At 62.8% G+C, this 18,516-nt stretch carries 17 protein-coding genes and 1 pseudogene; 7 read left to right on the forward strand and 11 right to left on the reverse strand.

All coding sequences use genetic code 11. The features are described from left to right. Positions 1–44: 44 nt before the first annotated feature. Together CD04_RS0108515 and CD04_RS0108520 are read left to right on the forward strand one after the other, a co-directional pair. Positions 45–695: a protein-L-isoaspartate O-methyltransferase gene (locus CD04_RS0108515; protein WP_031405876.1), complete on the forward strand. Its 651-nt coding sequence runs from the start codon at positions 45–47 to the stop codon at positions 693–695. 11 nt (positions 696–706) lie between these two features. After that, on the forward strand, positions 707–1,051 hold the full coding sequence (locus CD04_RS0108520; RefSeq protein ID WP_031405878.1) for a rhodanese-like domain-containing protein: 345 nt from the start codon (positions 707–709) through the stop codon (positions 1,049–1,051). Here CD04_RS0108520 and CD04_RS0108525 read toward each other — a convergent pair. The 3 genes from CD04_RS0108525 to CD04_RS0108535 are packed head-to-tail and all read right to left on the reverse strand — an operon-like array spanning position 1,016 to position 4,847. Next, complete coding sequence (locus CD04_RS0108525; protein WP_231480505.1) at positions 1,016–2,395, reverse strand: 3-deoxy-D-manno-octulosonic acid transferase; 1,380 nt, start codon at positions 2,393–2,395, stop codon at positions 1,016–1,018. The genes CD04_RS0108520 and CD04_RS0108525 overlap by 36 nt on opposite strands. Before the next feature lie 28 nt (positions 2,396–2,423). Then, positions 2,424–3,461: a lipopolysaccharide heptosyltransferase I gene (waaC, locus tag CD04_RS0108530; protein ID WP_051849041.1), complete on the reverse strand. Its 1,038-nt coding sequence runs from the start codon at positions 3,459–3,461 to the stop codon at positions 2,424–2,426. 9 nt (positions 3,462–3,470) lie between these two features. Continuing rightward, positions 3,471–4,847: a phosphomannomutase/phosphoglucomutase gene (locus CD04_RS0108535; RefSeq protein ID WP_031405885.1), complete on the reverse strand. Its 1,377-nt coding sequence runs from the start codon at positions 4,845–4,847 to the stop codon at positions 3,471–3,473. A gap of 126 nt (positions 4,848–4,973) precedes the next feature. Between CD04_RS0108535 and CD04_RS0108540 the strand changes: the two genes are divergently transcribed. The 3 genes from CD04_RS0108540 to rpmG all read left to right on the forward strand — a co-directional run bounded on the left by CD04_RS0108540 (position 4,974) and on the right by rpmG (position 6,453). Further along, complete coding sequence (locus tag CD04_RS0108540) at positions 4,974–5,825, forward strand: symmetrical bis(5'-nucleosyl)-tetraphosphatase (RefSeq protein ID WP_031405888.1); 852 nt, start codon at positions 4,974–4,976, stop codon at positions 5,823–5,825. A gap of 198 nt (positions 5,826–6,023) precedes the next feature. Continuing rightward, a complete protein-coding gene (rpmB, locus tag CD04_RS0108545) occupies positions 6,024–6,257 on the forward strand; it encodes a 50S ribosomal protein L28 (protein WP_031405890.1) in 234 nt (77 codons plus the stop codon). A gap of 28 nt (positions 6,258–6,285) precedes the next feature. Continuing rightward, positions 6,286–6,453 (forward strand): 50S ribosomal protein L33, encoded by a 168-nt coding sequence (gene rpmG / locus CD04_RS0108550; protein WP_031405893.1) that lies wholly within the window; start codon positions 6,286–6,288, stop codon positions 6,451–6,453. 602 nt (positions 6,454–7,055) lie between these two features. Here the strand turns inward: rpmG and CD04_RS0108555 are convergent. The 3 genes from CD04_RS0108555 to CD04_RS0108565 all read right to left on the reverse strand — a co-directional run bounded on the left by CD04_RS0108555 (position 7,056) and on the right by CD04_RS0108565 (position 9,104). Next, positions 7,056–7,268 carry a hypothetical protein gene (locus CD04_RS0108555; RefSeq protein WP_031405895.1) on the reverse strand — a complete coding sequence of 71 codons (213 nt, stop codon included), beginning with the start codon at positions 7,266–7,268 and terminating at the stop codon, positions 7,056–7,058. Between the two features lie 181 nt (positions 7,269–7,449). Next, entirely contained in the window at positions 7,450–7,944 is a 495-nt protein-coding gene (locus CD04_RS22550; RefSeq protein ID WP_031405897.1) for a hypothetical protein, read from the reverse strand. Further along, complete coding sequence (locus tag CD04_RS0108565; RefSeq protein WP_031405899.1) at positions 7,941–9,104, reverse strand: cupin domain-containing protein; 1,164 nt, start codon at positions 9,102–9,104, stop codon at positions 7,941–7,943. Before CD04_RS0108565 ends, CD04_RS22550 begins: the two co-directional genes overlap by 4 nt. 274 nt (positions 9,105–9,378) lie before the next feature. Here CD04_RS0108565 and CD04_RS0108575 point away from each other — a divergent pair, with 274 nt between their 5' ends. Beyond that, the gene (locus CD04_RS0108575; RefSeq protein WP_031405901.1) at positions 9,379–9,897 is read left to right on the forward strand and encodes a peptidylprolyl isomerase; all 519 of its coding nucleotides are present in this window, start codon (positions 9,379–9,381) and stop codon (positions 9,895–9,897) included. Between the two features lie 430 nt (positions 9,898–10,327). Here the strand turns inward: CD04_RS0108575 and CD04_RS0108580 are convergent, their stop codons facing one another. From CD04_RS0108580 to alaS, 4 genes and pseudogenes are all read right to left on the reverse strand, one after another. Beyond that, positions 10,328–10,843: a DUF2062 domain-containing protein gene (locus CD04_RS0108580; protein ID WP_231480506.1), complete on the reverse strand. Its 516-nt coding sequence runs from the start codon at positions 10,841–10,843 to the stop codon at positions 10,328–10,330. 57 nt (positions 10,844–10,900) lie between these two features. Then, positions 10,901–11,353, reverse strand: a complete 453-nt coding sequence (dut, locus tag CD04_RS0108585; protein ID WP_031405905.1) for a dUTP diphosphatase — start codon at positions 11,351–11,353, stop codon at positions 10,901–10,903. Further along, positions 11,350–12,555, reverse strand: a complete 1,206-nt coding sequence (gene coaBC, locus CD04_RS0108590) for a bifunctional phosphopantothenoylcysteine decarboxylase/phosphopantothenate--cysteine ligase CoaBC (RefSeq protein ID WP_031405907.1) — start codon at positions 12,553–12,555, stop codon at positions 11,350–11,352. Before coaBC ends, dut begins: the two co-directional genes overlap by 4 nt. Positions 12,556–12,558: 3 nt before the next feature. Continuing rightward, positions 12,559–15,320, reverse strand: a pseudogene (gene alaS / locus CD04_RS21615) (alanine--tRNA ligase). A 217-nt stretch (positions 15,321–15,537) separates the two neighbouring features. On the opposite strand from alaS, the gene CD04_RS0108600 reads away from it, so the two are divergent. Next, a complete protein-coding gene (locus CD04_RS0108600) occupies positions 15,538–17,028 on the forward strand; it encodes an NAD-dependent succinate-semialdehyde dehydrogenase (protein ID WP_031405909.1) in 1,491 nt (496 codons plus the stop codon). Positions 17,029–17,291: 263 nt separating this feature from the next. Here the strand turns inward: CD04_RS0108600 and CD04_RS0108605 are convergent, their stop codons facing one another. After that, positions 17,292–18,224, reverse strand: a complete 933-nt coding sequence (locus tag CD04_RS0108605; RefSeq protein WP_031405911.1) for a DmsC/YnfH family molybdoenzyme membrane anchor subunit — start codon at positions 18,222–18,224, stop codon at positions 17,292–17,294. Positions 18,225–18,516: the final 292 nt, after the last annotated feature.

Consider the following 18,516-nt stretch of genomic DNA (forward strand, 5'->3'; position numbering starts at 1 on the left):
CGCTCCACCCTAAAATGTCGGTTTTCGCCTGAAACTATCGAGCCATGGACTTCGAACGTGCCCGTTTCAACATGATCGAGCAGCAAATCCGACCCTGGGACGTGCTGGACCAGGACGTGTTGGACCTGCTGGGTGCCGTCAAGCGCGAGGATTTCGTGCCCACGGCCTACCGCAGCCTCGCTTTCACGGACATGGACATTCCCCTGCCATGCGGTGAGAGCATGTTGTCACCCAAACTGGAAGCCCGGATGCTGCAGGAACTGGCTGTGCGCAAGCACGAATGGGTGCTCGAGGTCGGCACCGGAAGCGGCTACGGCACCGCGCTGCTTGGGCACCGCTGCGCCCATGCGGTGAGCTTGGAGATCCACCCCGAATTGGCCGAAATGGCACAACACAAGCTGCGCCAAGCCGCCGTGATGAACGTTACCGTGCGATGCATGGATGCGTCGAAGGAACTGCCTCCTGGCGAATTCGACGCCATCATGCTGTCGGGTTCGGTTGCGCAGATCCCCGAGGCGCTGGTTGCACGCCTCAAACCGGGTGGGCGCCTTCTGACCATCGTCGGCGATGCCCCCATGATGCGCGCTCAGTTGCTCACGCGCACCGGCCCGAAGGAATCCAAGGTCGTCGACCTTTTCGACACCGTCGCGCCGCGGCTGCACGGTTTTCCTGAATCCCCCCGTTTCCGCTTTTGAGGATCGCTTCGATGATCGAACAAATGACCGTGGGCGAATTACGCGCGCTGCTCGACGAAAAGCACGAGCAATTTGCTTCCTGGCAGGTCGTCGACGTACGTGAGCCTTGGGAAGTGGAACGCGCCTCGATCAAGCACAAGCATCTCAGGCACACCCACATTCCCATGGCAACCATACCGCTGCGCCTTCAGGATCTGGACAAATCCAAACGCATCTTGGTGATGTGCCGAACCGGTGGCCGCAGCATGCAGGTTGCCAATTTTCTGTCGCAAAGCGGTTTCAGCAACGTCTACAACCTGCAAGGTGGGATCACCGCGTGGTCACGCGAGGTCGATCCCTCCGTGCCCACGTATTGACGAACTGGGGCCTGTGCGTGACCCCATGAGGTAACGGCCAATCCAGTCAGCCTGTTTGGCCGCAGCCCCGCGGTGCCTCGCTGCGAAACGAAGGGCTGCTTCGCTTGCCTGCTTGTGGCTGGACGCGTCATCCAGCCATGCGCCAAAGCAGGCCCACACCGCCGCCGCGTCCCCGACCTGAACGACCGCCCCGGCAGCGATACCCTGCTCCACCGCCTCGGTAAAGTTGAACGTGTGCGGACCCATGACGACCGGGCAGCCCTCGGCGCAGGCCTCAATGAGATTCTGCCCACCCAGCGCAAGAAGGCTGCCCCCGACGAAGGCGGCATGAGCCATGGCGTAATAGGCGGGCATTTCGCCCACGCTGTCGCCAAGCCAGACCTGGGTGTCGCGCTCCGGCAGCGCCTGGCTGCGGCGCACCACGCGCAAGCCACGGTCGCATAGCAGCGCATAGACCGCATCCATGCGCTGGGGATGGCGCGGCACCACGACGAGCAAAGCGCGCTGAAGCACGTGGGCAGGCAAGGCATCAAGCAGCAGCGACTCCTCGGCCAAGCCCTGATGCTCGCGGGTCGATGCCAGGAGCAGCACCGGGCGGTCAACCACGGACTTCCAATTCAGCCCACGTTCTCGCAGAGCGGGATCGCTCGCGCGGTCGAACTTGAGGTTTCCCGAGACGGTCACATCGTGGAGGCCCAGTCCTTGCAGCCGCAGCGCATCGGCCTCGCTCTGGGCCGTGGCGGCCGTGATCGCCTCAAATGCAGGTCTGGCGAGTGCCGTCCACCGCGCCCAGCGCACAGCGCTGCGCGCGGACAGCCGTGCATTGGCCAGCAAGAGGGGCACGCCGAGCTGTGCACAACTCTGCGCCAGATTAGGCCAAACCTCCGTTTCCATCAGGACGCCCGCAGTGGGCCGATAGTGCAGGAGAAAACGACGTATGAAACCCGGCAGGTCATAAGGCAACCAGCACTGCAGGTCGCCATCCCTGAGCAGCAGTCGCCCGGCATCGCGCCCCGTCGCCGTCATGTGCGTAAGCAGCACGGCAAGGTCCGGATGTGCACGACGCAGTGATTCCAGCAGAGGCTCGGCTGCGCGTGTTTCGCCGAGCGACACCACGTGCATCCACAGCAGGGGACGACTTCCGTTGCGCAGCGCGTGTTTGCCTGGCAACGCCCCATACAAGCCAAAGCGTTCGCCCAGATGCGTGCGGTACAGCGGCTCGCGGCGCGCGCGCCAAAACAGGCGACACACGGCAAACGGCAGCAGAACCCACCACGCAAGGGTGTACAGACGCAAAGCCCAAGCCATCTTGCGGGACGAACCGTCCCCTGGGGTCACTGACATGCGCAACCGGCGTTGTTTGCCAACATGCTCAGGGCGCCGGGCCGTGCACGGGCACTGCAGCGGGCAGCACGGCCCATCCCAACACACTGCCCACGGCCTGCATCACCGCGTGCACGTCCGGCGGCTTACCGTCATCGCCCAAGCTGCGCCAGGGGCCGCTTGATTCGAACTCGACGCTGTGCGGTGACGACCCCGCGTAGATGGCGACAGCGGGGGTACCCACGGCTGCACCGAGATACAACAAACCGGTATCGACACCGACCACCAAATGCGCAGCCTTGAGCACACCCATCCAAACATCGAGGCCAAAGGCTTCAGGCGCTACGTGGGCAAGACCCTCCGCGTCTTCGCCGGCCTGAGCACTGACGCCCGAAGCGAGTCGCTCAGCCCGCGCGCGTTCGCTGGCGTTTCCCCAAGCGAACACGCTGACCAAGCCCTGCTCACGCAACCATCCAGCCAACGCAACCCAGCGCTCCTCCGCCCAGAGTTTGCGCTCCTTCGCTGTCGCGGAAAGCAACACGACATAAGGACGACGACCATGCAGCCAGCCTGGCCGGTTCGCACGCACCTGGAGCCCGAAAATCGGTGGAGCCGAAGACGTGTATCCCAGCGCCCAGGAAGCGAGTTGACGGTAGCGCTGCACGGCAGCCTCGGTGCGCCCCAGAGGGGTTTGCATGCGCCGGTCATAGAACATCGAAGCCAGCGCTTCTCGCGACGAAGCCCAAGAAAGACCCAGGTGAGGGCCTCGGGCCAAGCGCGCGATGACGGCGCTTTTGACCAGTCCTTGCAAGTCAATGATGGCATCGAACGGCCGTGCACGCAGAGCGTGCACGAAGGCTCGCCACTGGTTGCGCGTTTCGGGATGGAGCAGGTTTTTGCGCCAGCGCCGCAGCGCAATCGGAATGACGTTCTCCACACCAGGATGTGCCTGAACGATGGGCATGTAGGCCTCTTCGACCAGCCACTCGATATGAATCCCAGGGAAGGCCGCATGCAGGTCAGCAACGACGGGGAGCGCATGCACGATATCGCCCATTGAACTGGTCTTGACGAGCAGCACACGCATTGCGGGGGGCTAAAAGGGCAGCTTCAGTGCCGGGTCGAGCGCAAGCAGCGCAGCGCGAAACTCACCCTGGATGCGCGTCAACGCTTGAAGGCTCGTGCCTTCAAACCGCAGCACCACGCAAGGCGTCGTGTTCGATGGGCGTGCCAGACCAAATCCATCCGCATACTCGGCGCGCACACCATCCATTGTGTAGATCTGCGTGGCCCGGGGGAAAGTCGCCTCACGCTGCAAACGCTCACACAACGCAAAGTTGGCACCCTCGGGCGTTTCAATTTTGAGCTCTGGAGTGGACACCGAATCGGGCAGCGCCAGTAGATGTGCCTCTGAATCGGACACACGGGAGAGGAGTTCGAGCAACCGAGCGGCGCCATATTGGGCGTCATCAAAGCCGAACCAACGATCCTTGAAAAAGATGTGCCCGCTCATCTCTCCGGCCAGGGGCGCACCGACTTCTTTCATGCGCGACTTAATCAGCGAATGCCCGGTGCGCCACATCATTGGATCGCCTCCATGCCTGCGCACCCATGGCCCGAGGTTAGCGGTGCATTTCACATCGAAAATGATGGGTGCGCCGGGGTGTCTCGTCAGCACGTCGGCCGCGTACAGCATGAGCTGGCGGTCTGGCCAGATGACGTGGCCGTGCTTGGTGACCACGCCCAGACGGTCGCCATCTCCATCAAAGGCCAAGCCAATTTCGGCGTCAGTCTCGCGCAATACACGCTGCAGATCCTGCAAATTGTGAGGATCGGCGGGATCTGGGTGATGGTTGGGGAAGGTACCATCAACCTCACAAAATAGCTCGACGACGTCACAGCCCAGCATGCGCAACAGACGCGGCGCGAACGCTCCCGATACGCCGTTGCCGCAATCCACCACCACCTTCATCGGGCGCGCCAGCCTTACGTCTTGCACGATACGCTGCAAGTAAGGCTCCACTACGTTCGCACGATGCTGACTACCGGCACCGCTTGCGTAATGCTCCGATTGCGTCAGCTCACGCAGGCGCTCGATGTCCTGCCCGTGAAGCGCATCGCCGCCCAGCACCATCTTCAATCCGTTGTAATCCGGCGGATTGTGGCTGCCAGTGATCTGGATGCCGTTGGGTACCCCGGTGGTAGCGCAGGCGTAGTACAGCATCGGGGTTGCGTTCATGCCGAGGTCAATGACATTCAAGCCCGCCCCTCGAAGCCCCGCACTCAATGCTTCAGCGAGCTCCGGGCCTGACAGGCGCCCGTCGCGGCTTATGTTGACGGACGTCTGACCGCGCTCGCGAGCAAGGGTGCCGTAGGCTCGCCCGATGTGCTCGCAAGCGGCGACGGTCAGGCTGCGCCCAACAACACCGCGAATGTCGTAGGCCTTGAACAAGGTCGGGTCAAGTTGCGCCATGGGGTGGTTTCTAGCCTTGATGGTTTGATGAAGGCGTCCTGAAGAAACCGGATCGCCATCTGATTGACAGGATGAAGAGCGTCGCAACCGAAGCGCCGCGAGCGTCCTGCGCTATTCTAGAAACTCATGACCACTTACTTGATTGGCGACCTGCAAGGCTGTGATGCAGCCTTCGCACGCATGCTTGACGTGATCGCCTTCGATCCAGCCCATGACCGGCTCATCGTGCTTGGTGATGCAGTCAATCGCGGACCAGACTCGCTGACGGCGTTGCGACGCCTGATGGCTCTGGGAGATGCGGCGCAATGCCTCCTTGGAAACCACGACCTGCATCTTCTGGCGGTCGCGCATGGTGTGCGCAAGATGCATCGCAGCGACACGCTCCAGCCGATCCTGCAGGCTACCGATCGGGAAGCCCTTCTTGACTGGGTGCGAAACCGCCCCCTCGCTCTTTTTGAACAAGGCTGGCTGTTGGTCCACGCAGGTGTACTGCCACAGTGGACCGTCGAAAAGACATTGCAACTGGCAGCCGAAGTCCAGGAACAGTTGCGCAGCGCTGATCTTCCGGCCTTCCTACAGGACTTGTTCGGCAACGATCCTGACCGCTGGAACGATCATCTGCAGGGTCCCGAGCGCTGGCGAATCACAGTCAACGCCCTCACACGCTTGCGCTTCATCGATACGAATGGCGCCGATGGGGGGCGCATCGACTTTCACTGTAAAAAAGAGGCGGATCGAGCGCCCCAAGGACTGGTCCCCTGGTTTGGCGTGCCCGGTCGACAAACGCAAGGGGTCCCGATCGCCTTCGGCCACTGGTCGACGCTTGGCCTTCATTGGGCGGATAACGCCCTATGCCTCGATAGCGGGTGCCTGTGGGGCGGCAGCCTGAGCGCAGTTCCGTTGCCACGCCCAGGCCAGCGGTGGCTACAGATCCACAGCCAACCTTGCCCCCGTCAACTCGAACCCATGCCGTTTTGAACAAAATCCCCGCGCATTCCCCTTCCTAGGCTGCAAGCCAGGAGGGGGTTAGCGGGGGCGTGTACCGTTGCGCGAACGCATTTCGCTCGTAGACTGTTTGCTTGCATGACGTACGGTGCTGGGCTGCTGTGTATGACGCATGCGTCGAACGTTGTACAATGTTTTGTTCATTTTCATCAAACCTAGGTGGAGTGCTCCATGGCACGGGTCTGTCAAGTAACCGGCAAAGCGCCGATGGTGGGCAACAACGTTTCCCACGCCAACAACAAAACCAAGCGTCGTTTTCTGCCCAACCTGCAATACCGCAGAATCTGGGTCGAAAGCGAGAACCGTTTCGTACGTCTGCGCATCTCGAATGCCGGTCTGCGCCTGATCGATAAGGTCGGCATTGACGCGGTATTGGTCGACCTGCGTGCCCGCGGCGAAGTTTGAGCACTGAACAGCACAGGAGCGAAACACCATGGCCAAAGGCGGACGTGAAAAAATCAAGCTGGAATCCACTGCGGGGACCGGCCACTTCTACACCACCACGAAGAACAAGCGGATTCAACCGGATAAGATGGAAATCATGAAATTCGATCCGGTGGCACGCAAACATGTTTCCTATAAGGAAACCAAGATCAAGTAAGGTCTTGAGGCGGCATTGATCGCCGATGAAAGAGCCCGCCGTCACGCAGCGGGCTTTTTTTGCGCCCTTCCCGCCTCCACCCCGGCCTCAAGCGGCCTCGCCTCCTCCGAGCAGAACATTGCTGCGACGGGAACACGCGGCTGACGATCGGATTCGAATCGTCGGTTGAGCCGCTAGGGCGCGCACCGGATCGACGTCGCGGTGATGGATGGATCCATCGTGTGTGCGTTCCGCCCTCGTACCAGCGATATCGAAACGCCTTCAGCATGTTCGGGCCTTCTCGACACTTGCCGACTCCCCACAGCTTTGGAGATCGTCTGCGAACACACTCCCGCAGCGTGCCGTGCAAGAGGCTCATGTCGCTCGCACTCGGCAGTGCCTGCCGAGCGAATGCTCCTTACTGGACCACACTAGCCGCTCGACGCGCCAAGCATGGTCGCGGGAGTTGCATGCCCCCAATGCAAAGGCCGTTGATGTTGCCCTCTCAAGCCCCAAACCACGGGTATTGCGCCCGCGCATATTCGTAGCCACCCGATCGCGCATAAAAAAAGCCAGCTTGCGCTGGCTTTGACATACTCGGCGCGAAACGCGCCTCGATATGCTTACTTGCTGGCGGCGCTGGCGGGAGCCGAAGCAGCAGCAGGTGCAGACGCAGGAGCAGCGGCCGAAGCGGCAGCGGGAGCGGCGGCGGAAGCAGCAGCAGGCGCAGCGGCCGAAGCAGGGGCCGAGGCAGCAGGAGCTGCTTCTTCTTTCTTACCGCAGGCAGCCAGGGCCAGGGCAGCGATCATGGAAGCCAACAGAAGGGACTTTTTCATTTGTATCCTCAAAGCGTCAGACAAATCAAACGGGCAATGGAAATCGGGCGATTCCGGGAAGTTTTTCAATCACGAACCCTCATGCCTCAGCGGCCATGCAAAGTTCAGTACAGAAGTATAGCGCCAGCCCGGGTTTTCCCCGGGGGCTCGACATAACTACGCGATCAGTGTTGCAAATTGTTCACAATCCGAGTGTATGCGCTGGAAACATCGGCGTCGAATGCTCCCAAGACTGATCAAACGCGTGAACCGCGGCGTGGAGGCGCGCACCCGAACAGTAGATGGCTAGCCGTGATTTCTCGCTGGGGATGACCAGCAACCCTATCTCGGGCAGCAACAAACATTCTTGCAGGCCACCACATTCCTCGGGCAAGGCATGACACGCAATGACATGGGCAAAGCGTATGCGCCACTGGACAAACCGCGGATCATCGCGCTGCAGGCCTTCAAACCGCTGGCCCAGCATGCGCACACTGGTCTGGCTGCGCCCTATGGCCCAAGCGTCCAAGCCCGCAATGACGTCCGGGGCTCCCAACCCCCAATCCGCATAGTCGGGGCTATACATGCGAATTGAACCGCGTGGCTGGGCCAGCAAACTCCGAATAGCGTGCCGCCAAGCCACTCGCCCCTGCACCTGCAAATCCACCGCCTCGGCCTCCCCTGCACGCGTGTTCACGACCAATCTCCTTCGCGATCTGGATGAGCCCAGCCCTGCACGCACCACTGCAGCAAGGCTTGGATTTCTTCGGGACGCGCGGCCTTCCAGTCATCGGCCCCAATGGCATGCCGGTCGGCGAGCCGGCGCAGCAATCTGGAGCGCGCAAGCCCCGGCGCGACGCGCTCGCCGTTGATCATCACGTCCCTGGATGTGTACAGCATCCGGCTTCGCCGATCCAAGCGCAGGCCTGCAGCGGCGCAGGCTTTCAGCAACTGGGCACGCTTGCGCGATGCCGCCTCGAACCACACCTGCTGTTTGGGCTCCGTGAGCAGTTCACCCAAGGCAGCTTCGAAGTCCCGAGATGCGGGGTTCAGGCGCGAGAAAGCTGCTTGGAGGAAGTGCACCAAGTCCTGTGGCAACTTCGCCGGGTGCCCAGCCACGGCGGTATCAACGCGACCGCGGTCGCTGTAACGCTCACCAGGCGCAAGGTCCTCGGCCAATTTCCACAGCAACTGCTGCAAAAGCTCGCCCTGCGGCGGGGCACGGAAGCCAACGGAATAGGTCATGCACGCGCCGACGGCGACACCGTCGTGGCCCCAGCCGGGCGGCAGGTAGAGCACATCGCCGGGGTCGAGCACGAATTCGGCGTCAGGCTCGAAATTCGTGAGAATCCTCAACGGCTGCTCGGGCTCGAAATGGGGCACTTTGACCGGTCCGATGCGCCATCGCCGCTGCCCCTCGGCCTGGACCAGAAACACGTCATAAGCATCGACATGAGGTCCCACCCCGCCGCCGTCGCTCGCCCAGGAAATCATCACGTCGTCCAATCGCGCATCGGGGAGAAAGCGAAAGCGCTCCAGGAACGCCGCTACGCCGTCGTGCAGAAGATTGGCGCCTTGCAAGAGCAGCGTCCAATCGCACTTGCGCAGAGCGGGAAGCGAGCGCTGGGCGAAGGGGCCATGCCTGAGCATCCAGCGGCCGGCCTGACGCTGCACGAGGCGAGACTCCGCATCATCCTCGCCCGCCAATGCGAACAGCTCGGCGCGCGTCAGCAAGGGTTGGAATCCCGGGATTGCCTGACGCAGCAGGAGCGGCCGGCGCTGCCAATGGCGTTGCAGGAAATGCGCGTGGCTGATGCCTTGCAGGGGCCAGGCCGCCTTCTCTGAAGATCGTCTCATAGGGTCTTGATGGCAAATGGAGCAGGATGCATTGTGCGGGTGAGAATTTACGCGCATCGGCAGGCCATGTCGCGGCCGCTTCGGCACTTGCAACGCGACGTGTCCGTTCCAGTGGTTGCGCAAGCGCCGCGCACGCATTGCATGCCCGCGCACTGCAATGAAGTCTAGCTTCGCATGCCTGAGGCGCTAAGCTTCCAACTGCACGCAGGCGCTGCGTCGCGCTGCAGTCCGCGCGTGCCGCCATTTTCATTCCGTCCATTGCGATGTCTCTCCTATGCAAGCCACACCCGATACCGTCGTGACGCTGTCCTGGCACCTCACTGACGCACAAGACGAACCCATTGCCGATGATGAGGAAGGCACGGATTTCTACGTCGGCGGTGCCGACCTCCTGCCGGTCATTACACAGGACCTTCTGGGCAAGCGCGTGGGCGAAAGCGGGCAGCTGCAGATCGAACCCCACGACGCCTTTGGCGACTATGACCCGGAGCTTCTGCGTGTGGAGGAGCGTCGCCTCTTTCCCGATGTGCTCGAACCCGGGCTGCAGTTTGAACAGCTGCCCGCCGGTTGCGCGTCGGCCGCGCCTGGGACCCTTTTTACGGTCACCGACATCGCCGACAACAAGGTCATCCTCGACGGTAACCATCCCTTAGCCGGGATGGCTCTGCGGGTTCGCTACACGATTTTGGATATCCGCGAGCCGGACCCAGACGAGCGCGAGGCGCAAAGCGCACATCTGGATGATGTGGACAGCGGGATGTTTTTCACGGGCACACCGCGCGGCAGCGCTTAGGCCCTTTCTGGCGTGGGCCGAGCGTGACCAGGACAGACACAGCGCTGTGCGCTGTCTCGCACATCGCCAGCTCGCCAGAGCCGACAACCGAGGTGCATACATGCTGCGGATGCACGCCTGAACCGGGAGTCGAAACTGGCACGGAGCCGCAAGGACACCAATGCTTGGCCAAAAGCGGCAGAGCGGAGTGCCTTGCCCATCCAGCGGCACTGGCGCCAAGAGCCAAGCCACGTTGCGCCCGCCCGCGGGCGTGACGATCTGCGGCGCGAAGCCCGCCGCGCGACCACAGCATCGGTCCTCGGGATTGATTAAAAATTGCGGCCGCAGCATGGGGCGTGCGCGGGACATTGTCTCTTGCTGAATTCGACGCGTCCGCACGCTTGGCCCCGAGCTCTTGGCCCGGGCTTGGCCATGCCGGGACCCGGGCCTGTCAGGTGCCATTCAAACCCGCACGTGCAGCGCACCGGCGCTGCCATTGCCGGCGAATGGAACAGCTCCAACCAAGCCGCACCAACACATACCCCAGAACGGCCAGCACCAGAGCCAGGATCGGCAATCCAACGAGCAGCGGCTCACCCAGTCCCATGGACCAATGCACAAGCGCCTTTATTGACGCGCCGAGGTGAGTCCAGTCCAACTGCGGCACAGCAGCGAGCCTGTCCCGCCCATTGACGCCCGTGACCCAGCTGCCCAAATGATAGGCAACCAGGTACAGCGGCACGATCGTCAGCGGATTCGAATACAAGGTGGTGACGAGAGCAATCGGAAAGTTGCATCGCAGCGTCACCGCCAGAACGCCAGCCCCCAACATCTGCAACGGCCCCGGAATGAGACCGGCAAAAAGACCCACAGCAACACCAAGGGCCACGCTGCGCCGATGCAGGCTCCACAGCGCGGGGTGACTCATGTGCGCGGCAAAGGGGCGCAATACTGGGTAATCACGCATTGTGTCAAAGCGTGCGGCAATCGCCCGGCTGAGCCTGCGCGCCATCCTGCGGCCCCGCTACGTTCGGCCGGTGGAACCAAATCCACCTTCGCCTCGCGCGCTTGGCGTGAAGGCCTCGACGACCCGCCATTGCGCCTGGACCACCGGAACAATCACCAATTGCGCGATGCGCTCAAAGGGCTGAACCGTGTAGTGCTGCAAGCCACGGTTCCAGCAGCTCACCATCAGCGGGCCCTGGTAGTCCGAGTCGATGAGGCCAACGAGATTGCCCAGGACGATCCCGTGCTTATGGCCAAGCCCCGAACGCGGCAGAATCATCGCAGCATGACCGCTGTCCGCAACGTGGATGGACAGGCCCGTACTGATCAGTTCGGCTTGACCGGGCGCCAGCACAAGCGGCTCGTCGATGCATGCTCGCAGATCCATACCCGCTGCGCCCGGCGTGGCATAGGCAGGCAGTTGCTCACGCAGCCTGGGGTCGAGCACAAGAATCTCAATAGGCAGGTTCATGATTGCTGGGATGGCATGCGGGATACGATTTCGACCAAAATGCGCCGCGCCAGGTCGAGTTTGGCGCCACGCGGCAGCTCGAGCACTCCTTGCGCATCGATCAAAACACAGGCGTTATCGTCGCGGCCGAAGGTCTGCGGGCCAAGGTTGCCCACCAACAGCGGCACACCCTTGCGCACACGCTTGGCCTGCGCGTTGGCGATGAGGTCATCCGCTTCGGCGGCGAAGCCCACGCAGAACGGCGCCTCGGGTTGGGCGGCGACTTCGGCAAGGATGTCAGGGTTCGGGTCGAGTTCGAGTACTGGTGGTCGGGCATCGCCTTGCTTCTTGAGCTTGCCAGCCTCAACGCGCGCGGGTCGCCAGTCAGCGACGGCGGCGGCGGCAATGAACACATCCACACCCTTCAGCTCTGCTTGGACTGCATCGCGCATCTCCCGCGCTGTTTCCACCTCGATGGTGCTCACCCCATAGGGAGTTGCCTGCGCCGTGGGACCGGCCACCAGGGTGACCTCTGCGCCCTGCTCCCAAGCTGCGCGTGCCAACGCCCAACCCATCTTGCCACTGGATCGGTTCGTCAGGCCACGCACTGCGTCCCAAGGTTCGAACGTGGGACCGGCGGTGATCAACACGCGCCGCCCAGCGAGCCGCTTGGGTTGGAATAGTGCCTCAATTTCGAGCAGGATGCTCTCGGGCTCGAGCATCCGGCCTTCGCCAACCTCGCCACAAGCCTGCTCCCCGCTGGCGGGCCCAGCGATTCCCACACCATCCATGCGAAGGCGCTGGACGTTGCGCTGCACCGACGCGTTGGCCCACATCGCCCGGTTCATCGCTGGCGCAAGCAGGGTGGGGATGGTGTCACGGGCAAGCAGAAGCGTCGAAAGCAGATCGTCGCCCAAGCCGTTCGCGGCCTTGCCTATGCAATCCGCACTGGCGGGGGCAACAACCAGAGCATCTGCGGCACGCACAAGCTCGATGTGGTCCATCCCATTGGCCGCAAGCGGTTGCCACTGGTCGGTTGCTACCGGCCGGCCCGAAAGCGCCTGGAGCGTCGCAGGCCCGACAAAACGCGTTGCCGCCGCAGTCATCACGACTTGGGTGGTATACCCCGCCTTGACCAGCAGGCGGGTCAGTTCACACGCCTTGTAGGCGGCAACGCCACCGCTTACACCAAGCACAATGTGGCGGGTCTGCAAGCTATCCATGGCTTAGGCCGACTGCGCAATCAAGCGCTGCGTGACGAAGTCGCGCCCGGCGGCTAGCGCAGCATCGGTCGCCTGAGGCTGAGTGCCTCCCGCCATGGCGAAATCCGGCCGGCCACCTCCCTTGCCGCCCACCGCCTGCGCGGCGATATTCACCAACTCCCCAGCCTTGATGCGAGCGGTGAGGTCTGGCGTCACGCCAGCGGCGAGTTGCACCTTGTCGCCGTCCACACTCACCAGCAGGATGACGGCCGATTTGAGCTTGCTCTTGAGCTGGTCGACCACGCTACGCAACGCACTCGCATCGGCACCATCCAGGCGCGCCACCAGGAGCTTGGCCCCACCCATCTCCTGGGCCTGTGCGACCAATTCCACGCCGCGCGCTGCCGCCTGATGGGCCTTGAGCGCAGCCAACTCCTTTTCCATCCCGCGCAGTTGTTCAAGCAATTGTGCTGCACGCTTGTCCAATTCGTTCTCGGGTGTCTTGAGCAGTGCGGCCAGGGCGCCCAGTTCAGCGCTCTGCCGCTGCGCCAGGACCAGTGCATTCAAGCCGGTGGTGGCTTCCACCCGCCGCACGCCCGCTGCCACCGCGCCTTGCGAGACGATGCGCAGGCAACCGATATCACCGGTACGCGCCACGTGCGTGCCGCCGCAAAGCTCACGGCTTTCTCCGATGTCGAGTACGCGGACTTCGTCACCATATTTCTCGCCAAACAACATCATCGCACCCGTCTGCTTGGCGTCCTCGATTGAAAGCACGCGCGCCTCGGTTGCGGTATTGAGCAGGATCTGCGCATTCACCCAGCGTTCGATCCGCTCGATCTCGTCGACGGAGATTGGCGCGTCATGAGCAAAGTCGAACCGGGTCTTCTCAGCATCCACCAAGGAACCCTTTTGCTGCACGTGCTCGCCGAGCACGAGACGCAGCGCCTTGTGGAGCAGGTGCGTGGCGCTGTGATTGCGCATTGTCGCCAGCCGGCGCTCGATGTCAACGCGTGCGGCAACGCTCTCGCCAACCCTCAGGCGTCCCGAGTCAACCACACCATGGTGGCCAAACACGTCATTCTGGATCTTCTGCGTGTCATTCACGCTGAAATGCAGCCCGCAGTCGTCGCCCTCGAAGAGAACCCCGCTATCGCCAACCTGACCGCCAGACTCCGCGTAAAACGGCGTGCGGTCCAGGACAACGACACCGGCCTGGCCCGTCTCCATGTGCGGCACCGAGATGCCCCCCACGTAAAGCGCGAGGATCTTGCAGGTGTCCAGCTGAAAGTGCGCATAGCCCTCAAAACGCGTGGCCTGACCGCTGTAGTCAAGATTGCCCGCCATCTTGAACTTGCCCGCAGCTCGCGCCTGTTCGCGCTGACGGTCCATCGCCGCATCGAATCCAGCCTCGTCCACGGCAACACTGCGCTCACGGCACACGTCGGCGGTGAGATCCAATGGAAAACCGTAGGTGTCGTATAACGTGAAGGCCACCTCGCCGGAGAGCGTGGCGCCTGCGTGCTCGCGCAGCGTTTCCAGCTCCGCGTCGAGGATGCGCATGCCATTCTCCAGCGTTTCAACGAACCGCTTCTCCTCAGCCTCGATGACCTCCCGGATACGCCTCGAGGCCTGCGCCAGTTCGGGATAGGCAGCTCCCATCTCCGCAACGAGATCGGGCACCAGCTTGTGAAAGAAGGGTTGGTGTTGGCCCAGCTTGTAGCCATGGCGCAGCGCGCGGCGGGCGATACGGCGCAGCACGTAGCCACGGCCCTCGTTGCCCGGGATCACACCATCCACGATGAGAAATGCGCACGCGCGAATGTGGTCGGCAATGACTTTCAGCGACGCATGACCGAGGTCTGCGCAACCGGTCTCGCGCGCGGCCGCCTTGATCAGCTTTTGGAACAGATCAATCTCGTAATTGCTGTGCACATGTTGCAGCACCGCCGCAATGCGTTCCAGGCCCATGCCGGTGTCCACGCAAGGCCGCGGCAATGGTTTCTGCGCGTACGTGGTGCATTTCCAGACGTCCCCTTGGCGTGCGACAAGCGCAATGCCGCCCTTGCGCTCGATCTCCGCCTTCGCCGCCTGAGCTTCAACCTCGCTGGGGAAGGTGCGTTCCTCGGCCACGCTGCGCTCGAACTGCATGAACACTAGGTTCCAGATTTCGATATAGCGGTCGCCGTCGCCCTCAGGGGATCCGGGGGGCCGCCCCATACGTCGGGACCATGGTCATAGAAGATTTCACTGCATGGCCCGCAAGGCCCCGTATCGGCCATTTGCCAAAAATTGTCGGATGCGTACCTTGCACCCTTGTTATCGCCAATGCGCACGATGCGCTCGGGGGGGACCTTCATCTCCCCGGCCCAGATGGCGTACGCCTCATCGTCCTCCTGATACACGGTGACCCACAGCTTGTCGACTGGCAGCTTGTACACCGAGGTCAGCAGTTCCCACGCATAACGGATGGCGTCACGCTTGAAATAGTCGCCGAAACTGAAGTTGCCCAGCATTTCAAAGAAGGTGTGGTGACGCGCCGTGTAGCCGACGTTCTCCAGATCGTTGTGTTTGCCCCCGGCGCGCACACAACGCTGCGCCGTGGTGGCGCGCGTGTACGGACGGCGGTCCTGACCGAGGAACACATCCTTGAACTGGACCATGCCCGAGTTGGTAAACAGCAATGTGGGATCGTTGCCTGGCACCAAAGGCGACGAAGGCACGCGGGCATGACCCTGGGACGCGAAGTAGGCGAGAAACTTCTCGCGGATGTCGGAAACGTTCATCAAGGCACCTGGAAGAGGCCGGGCTGGCTCGCGCGGCAAATGCGATCAAACCGTGGCAAATCCGCGATTTTAGGCGCCACCCCTTCGATGGCACGAGACGGTATACCAGACCTGCCGCCCAGTGGTTGCCCCGGCGACCCCAAGGTGGTGCTGTGCAAATGCGCTCCGGTGAGGCTAAATTGGTGGCTGACTTCCTTCAAACACCAGAAAGACTGCCATGGATACCGCGACCTCACCCCTCGCCCTTCTGCATGACCCTTCTTTACTCAAGACCCAGGCACTGATTGACGGCCAATGGATCGATTCTGTGAATACCGTGCCGATCCATGACCCGGCCACAGGCCGCGTGCTTGCGCACGTGCCCAGGCTCGGTGCAGGCGAAGCCGAGACGGCTGTCGCCGCGGCCGAACGGGCGTGGCCCGCCTGGCGCGCCCAGACGGCCAAACAGCGTGCTGCGGTGATGCGCCGCTGGTTCGAGCTGCTGATGCAGCATGCTGACGATCTGGCGCGCATCATGACCGCCGAGCAGGGCAAGCCCTTGGCCGAGGCCAAGGGCGAAGTCACGTACGGCGCAAGCTTTGTCGAGTGGTTCGCCGAGGAGGCCAAGCGCGTGTACGGCGAGACGATTCCCAGCCCGGATCCGACCAAACGGCTGCTCGTCATTCGCCAACCGGTCGGCGTGTGCGCAGCCATTACACCGTGGAATTTCCCCTTGGCCATGATCACCCGCAAAGTCGCCCCGGCCTTGGCCGCCGGCTGCCCCGTGGTCATCAAGCCCGCCGAGCAGACGCCACTGACGGCGCTCGCCGCGGCTGAACTCGCGCAGCGCGCCGGCATGCCGCGTGGGGTGCTTAACCTGCTGACGAGCGATGCTGCGGGTTCGGTGGACATCGGCAAGGTCCTGTGCGGTAGTCCCATCGTGCGCCACCTGTCGTTCACCGGCTCTACCGAAGTCGGACGCATCCTCATGGCGCAATCGGCACCCAGCATCAAGAAACTCGGTCTGGAGCTCGGTGGCAATGCACCGTTCATTGTTTTTGATGACGCTGACGTGGATGCCGCGGTGGATGGTGCGATGCAGAGCAAGTACCGTAACGCCGGGCAGACGTGCGTTTGCGCCAACCGCCTGTACGTGCAGGACGGCATCTATGAGAGCTTCGTCGAAAAGCTCTCCGCGCGAGTAGCCGGGATGAAGGTCGGCGCCGGTTTTGACGAAGGGGTGCAAGTCGGGCCGCTGATCGATGAGCAGGCCCTGTCAAAGGTGCAGCGGCATGTGGACGACGCCTTGGCCAAGGGCGCCCGCATGCTCACTGGCGGCACGGTCCTGAACGTGGGGTCCGGCGGCCGCTTCTACGCGCCAACGGTACTTGCCGACGCCAACGCCGGCATGTTGTGTGCACGAGAAGAGACATTTGGGCCCGTGGCGCCCGTGTTCCGCTTCAAAACCGAGGAGGAGGCGATTGCGGCCGCCAACGCCACCGAGTTCGGACTGGCAGCCTATTTCTTCAGTCGCGACGTGGGCCGCATCTTCCGGGTCGGCGAGGCCCTGGAATACGGCATGGTGGGCGTCAACACCGGTTTGATTTCCAACGAGGTTGCACCCTTTGGCGGCGTGAAGCAATCGGGTCTGGGCCGGGAGGGCTCGCACCACGGCATCGACGAATACGTTGAAATGAAATATCTCTGTCTTGGCGCGATTGACCGCTGAGCGGCCCTGGGCGCCAGGCGCTGAGCAGACGCCAGGTGGCCTGGCGCCGCGGCGGGCCTTAGCGAGGCGAGTGGCACTCGGCTTCGCCTTGCTGCTGCCGGATGCGCTGGCACACGTGTTCCTCCGGTTGGGGAGGCTCGTGTGCACCTAAGGTGCCATTGGCCAATCGGCATCATTCGCGCGCAGGCGCCGCCGAAAGCAGGCAATGACCAAGCATCCCCAAGGTCATTCACCTGCCTCGTACATGCGCGTCGAGCCTTCGATCAATGGGCGGCGGCGTAGTAGCGGTTTTGCGAGTGACTGACTTGGGCAAAAAAATGCCAGCGCTCGGCAATGAGTCCAGTCATCTGAGTCAACCAGGCCACGACGAACCAAGCCAGCGGCTCGTTTGCGCCAATCCCTGCACCGATCAGGCCCAGAGGGACCAGAAAACCCATGAGCACGAAGCCACCCTGAACGCTGCGCAAGACCGTATCCCCCTGGCCATGGAAGAACTCGCGCAGGTTGAAGCTGCCGGCCGTAAAGCCGCGGGAAATCTGCACGATGTGGTTGCTGCGCACACCGATGGCCGACTGCACGCTGCCAGCCAGCACCAGTCGCGCCGTACGCAAAAGCGCAGCCATGCGCCCGACGAAGGCCAGAAATGTCAAACCCAACGCCCAGCTGGCGATCTCTCCGACAGCGAGGCCCAGGGACGCAAACAGCGCGGCCGCCAGGATGAATCCGGACGCCAAACCCATGAGAACGAAATTCAGCAGAGTCAGCGGCGTGGCCCATTCGCGGATAAAGCGCACGCAGGCGTAGATCATCGCCGTGCACAGCCACAGGGCACCGCATGCCAGCAGCAGCGTCAGCGCCAGCCAGGACGGCCACGCATGCATCAGCCCCATCCATACCAAGGTGAAAGCGGTGATACCGAGAAAAGCCGGCAACGCGATGACCTCGCGCGAAAGCCAGGAGGTGCGCCACATCGCCGCCGCGCGCCAGGCACGCTCTGGCCGGCCGAGGTGCAGAAACGATGCGATGAGCGCAACCGCCCCGAGGGCCAGAACCACCGCTAGCCCAGCCCGCCCGGCGGCCAAGGCCGCGACTGGACCTCCGAAGAGCCCCAGAACGGCCAGCGCCAAGGCCACGGCGAGACCCTGGGCACAACCGATCAGCGTGGTGAGAAGCAGCACAGACCAAGCCGGACGCATGCTCAGCCCCCGACCAAAGGGTTGGATGACGCCAATCCTGCCGTAGTCACGCGACGTTGGGGCGGGGTGCCAAGTTCGGGGCCCGCGGCCTTCACGCCGCCACAGCCGCACTGCCCGGCGCCACACGCGCTGGCTGCACTGCCCCGTGTGGCCGATGTGCGCCTGCTGGTCACGCCGCCTGTCATCCGCCCAAAGATGCGTGACAGCAGGCTTTCACTTTCACGAACCAGCTCGTTGGCGGCGGCACACGTGCCCATGTCGGTCACTACAGACTGCATGCCGGCTTGCGATT

It is taken from the genome of Thiomonas sp. FB-Cd, from assembly GCF_000733775.1.
Classification (GTDB): Bacteria; Pseudomonadota; Gammaproteobacteria; order Burkholderiales; family Burkholderiaceae_C; genus Thiomonas_A.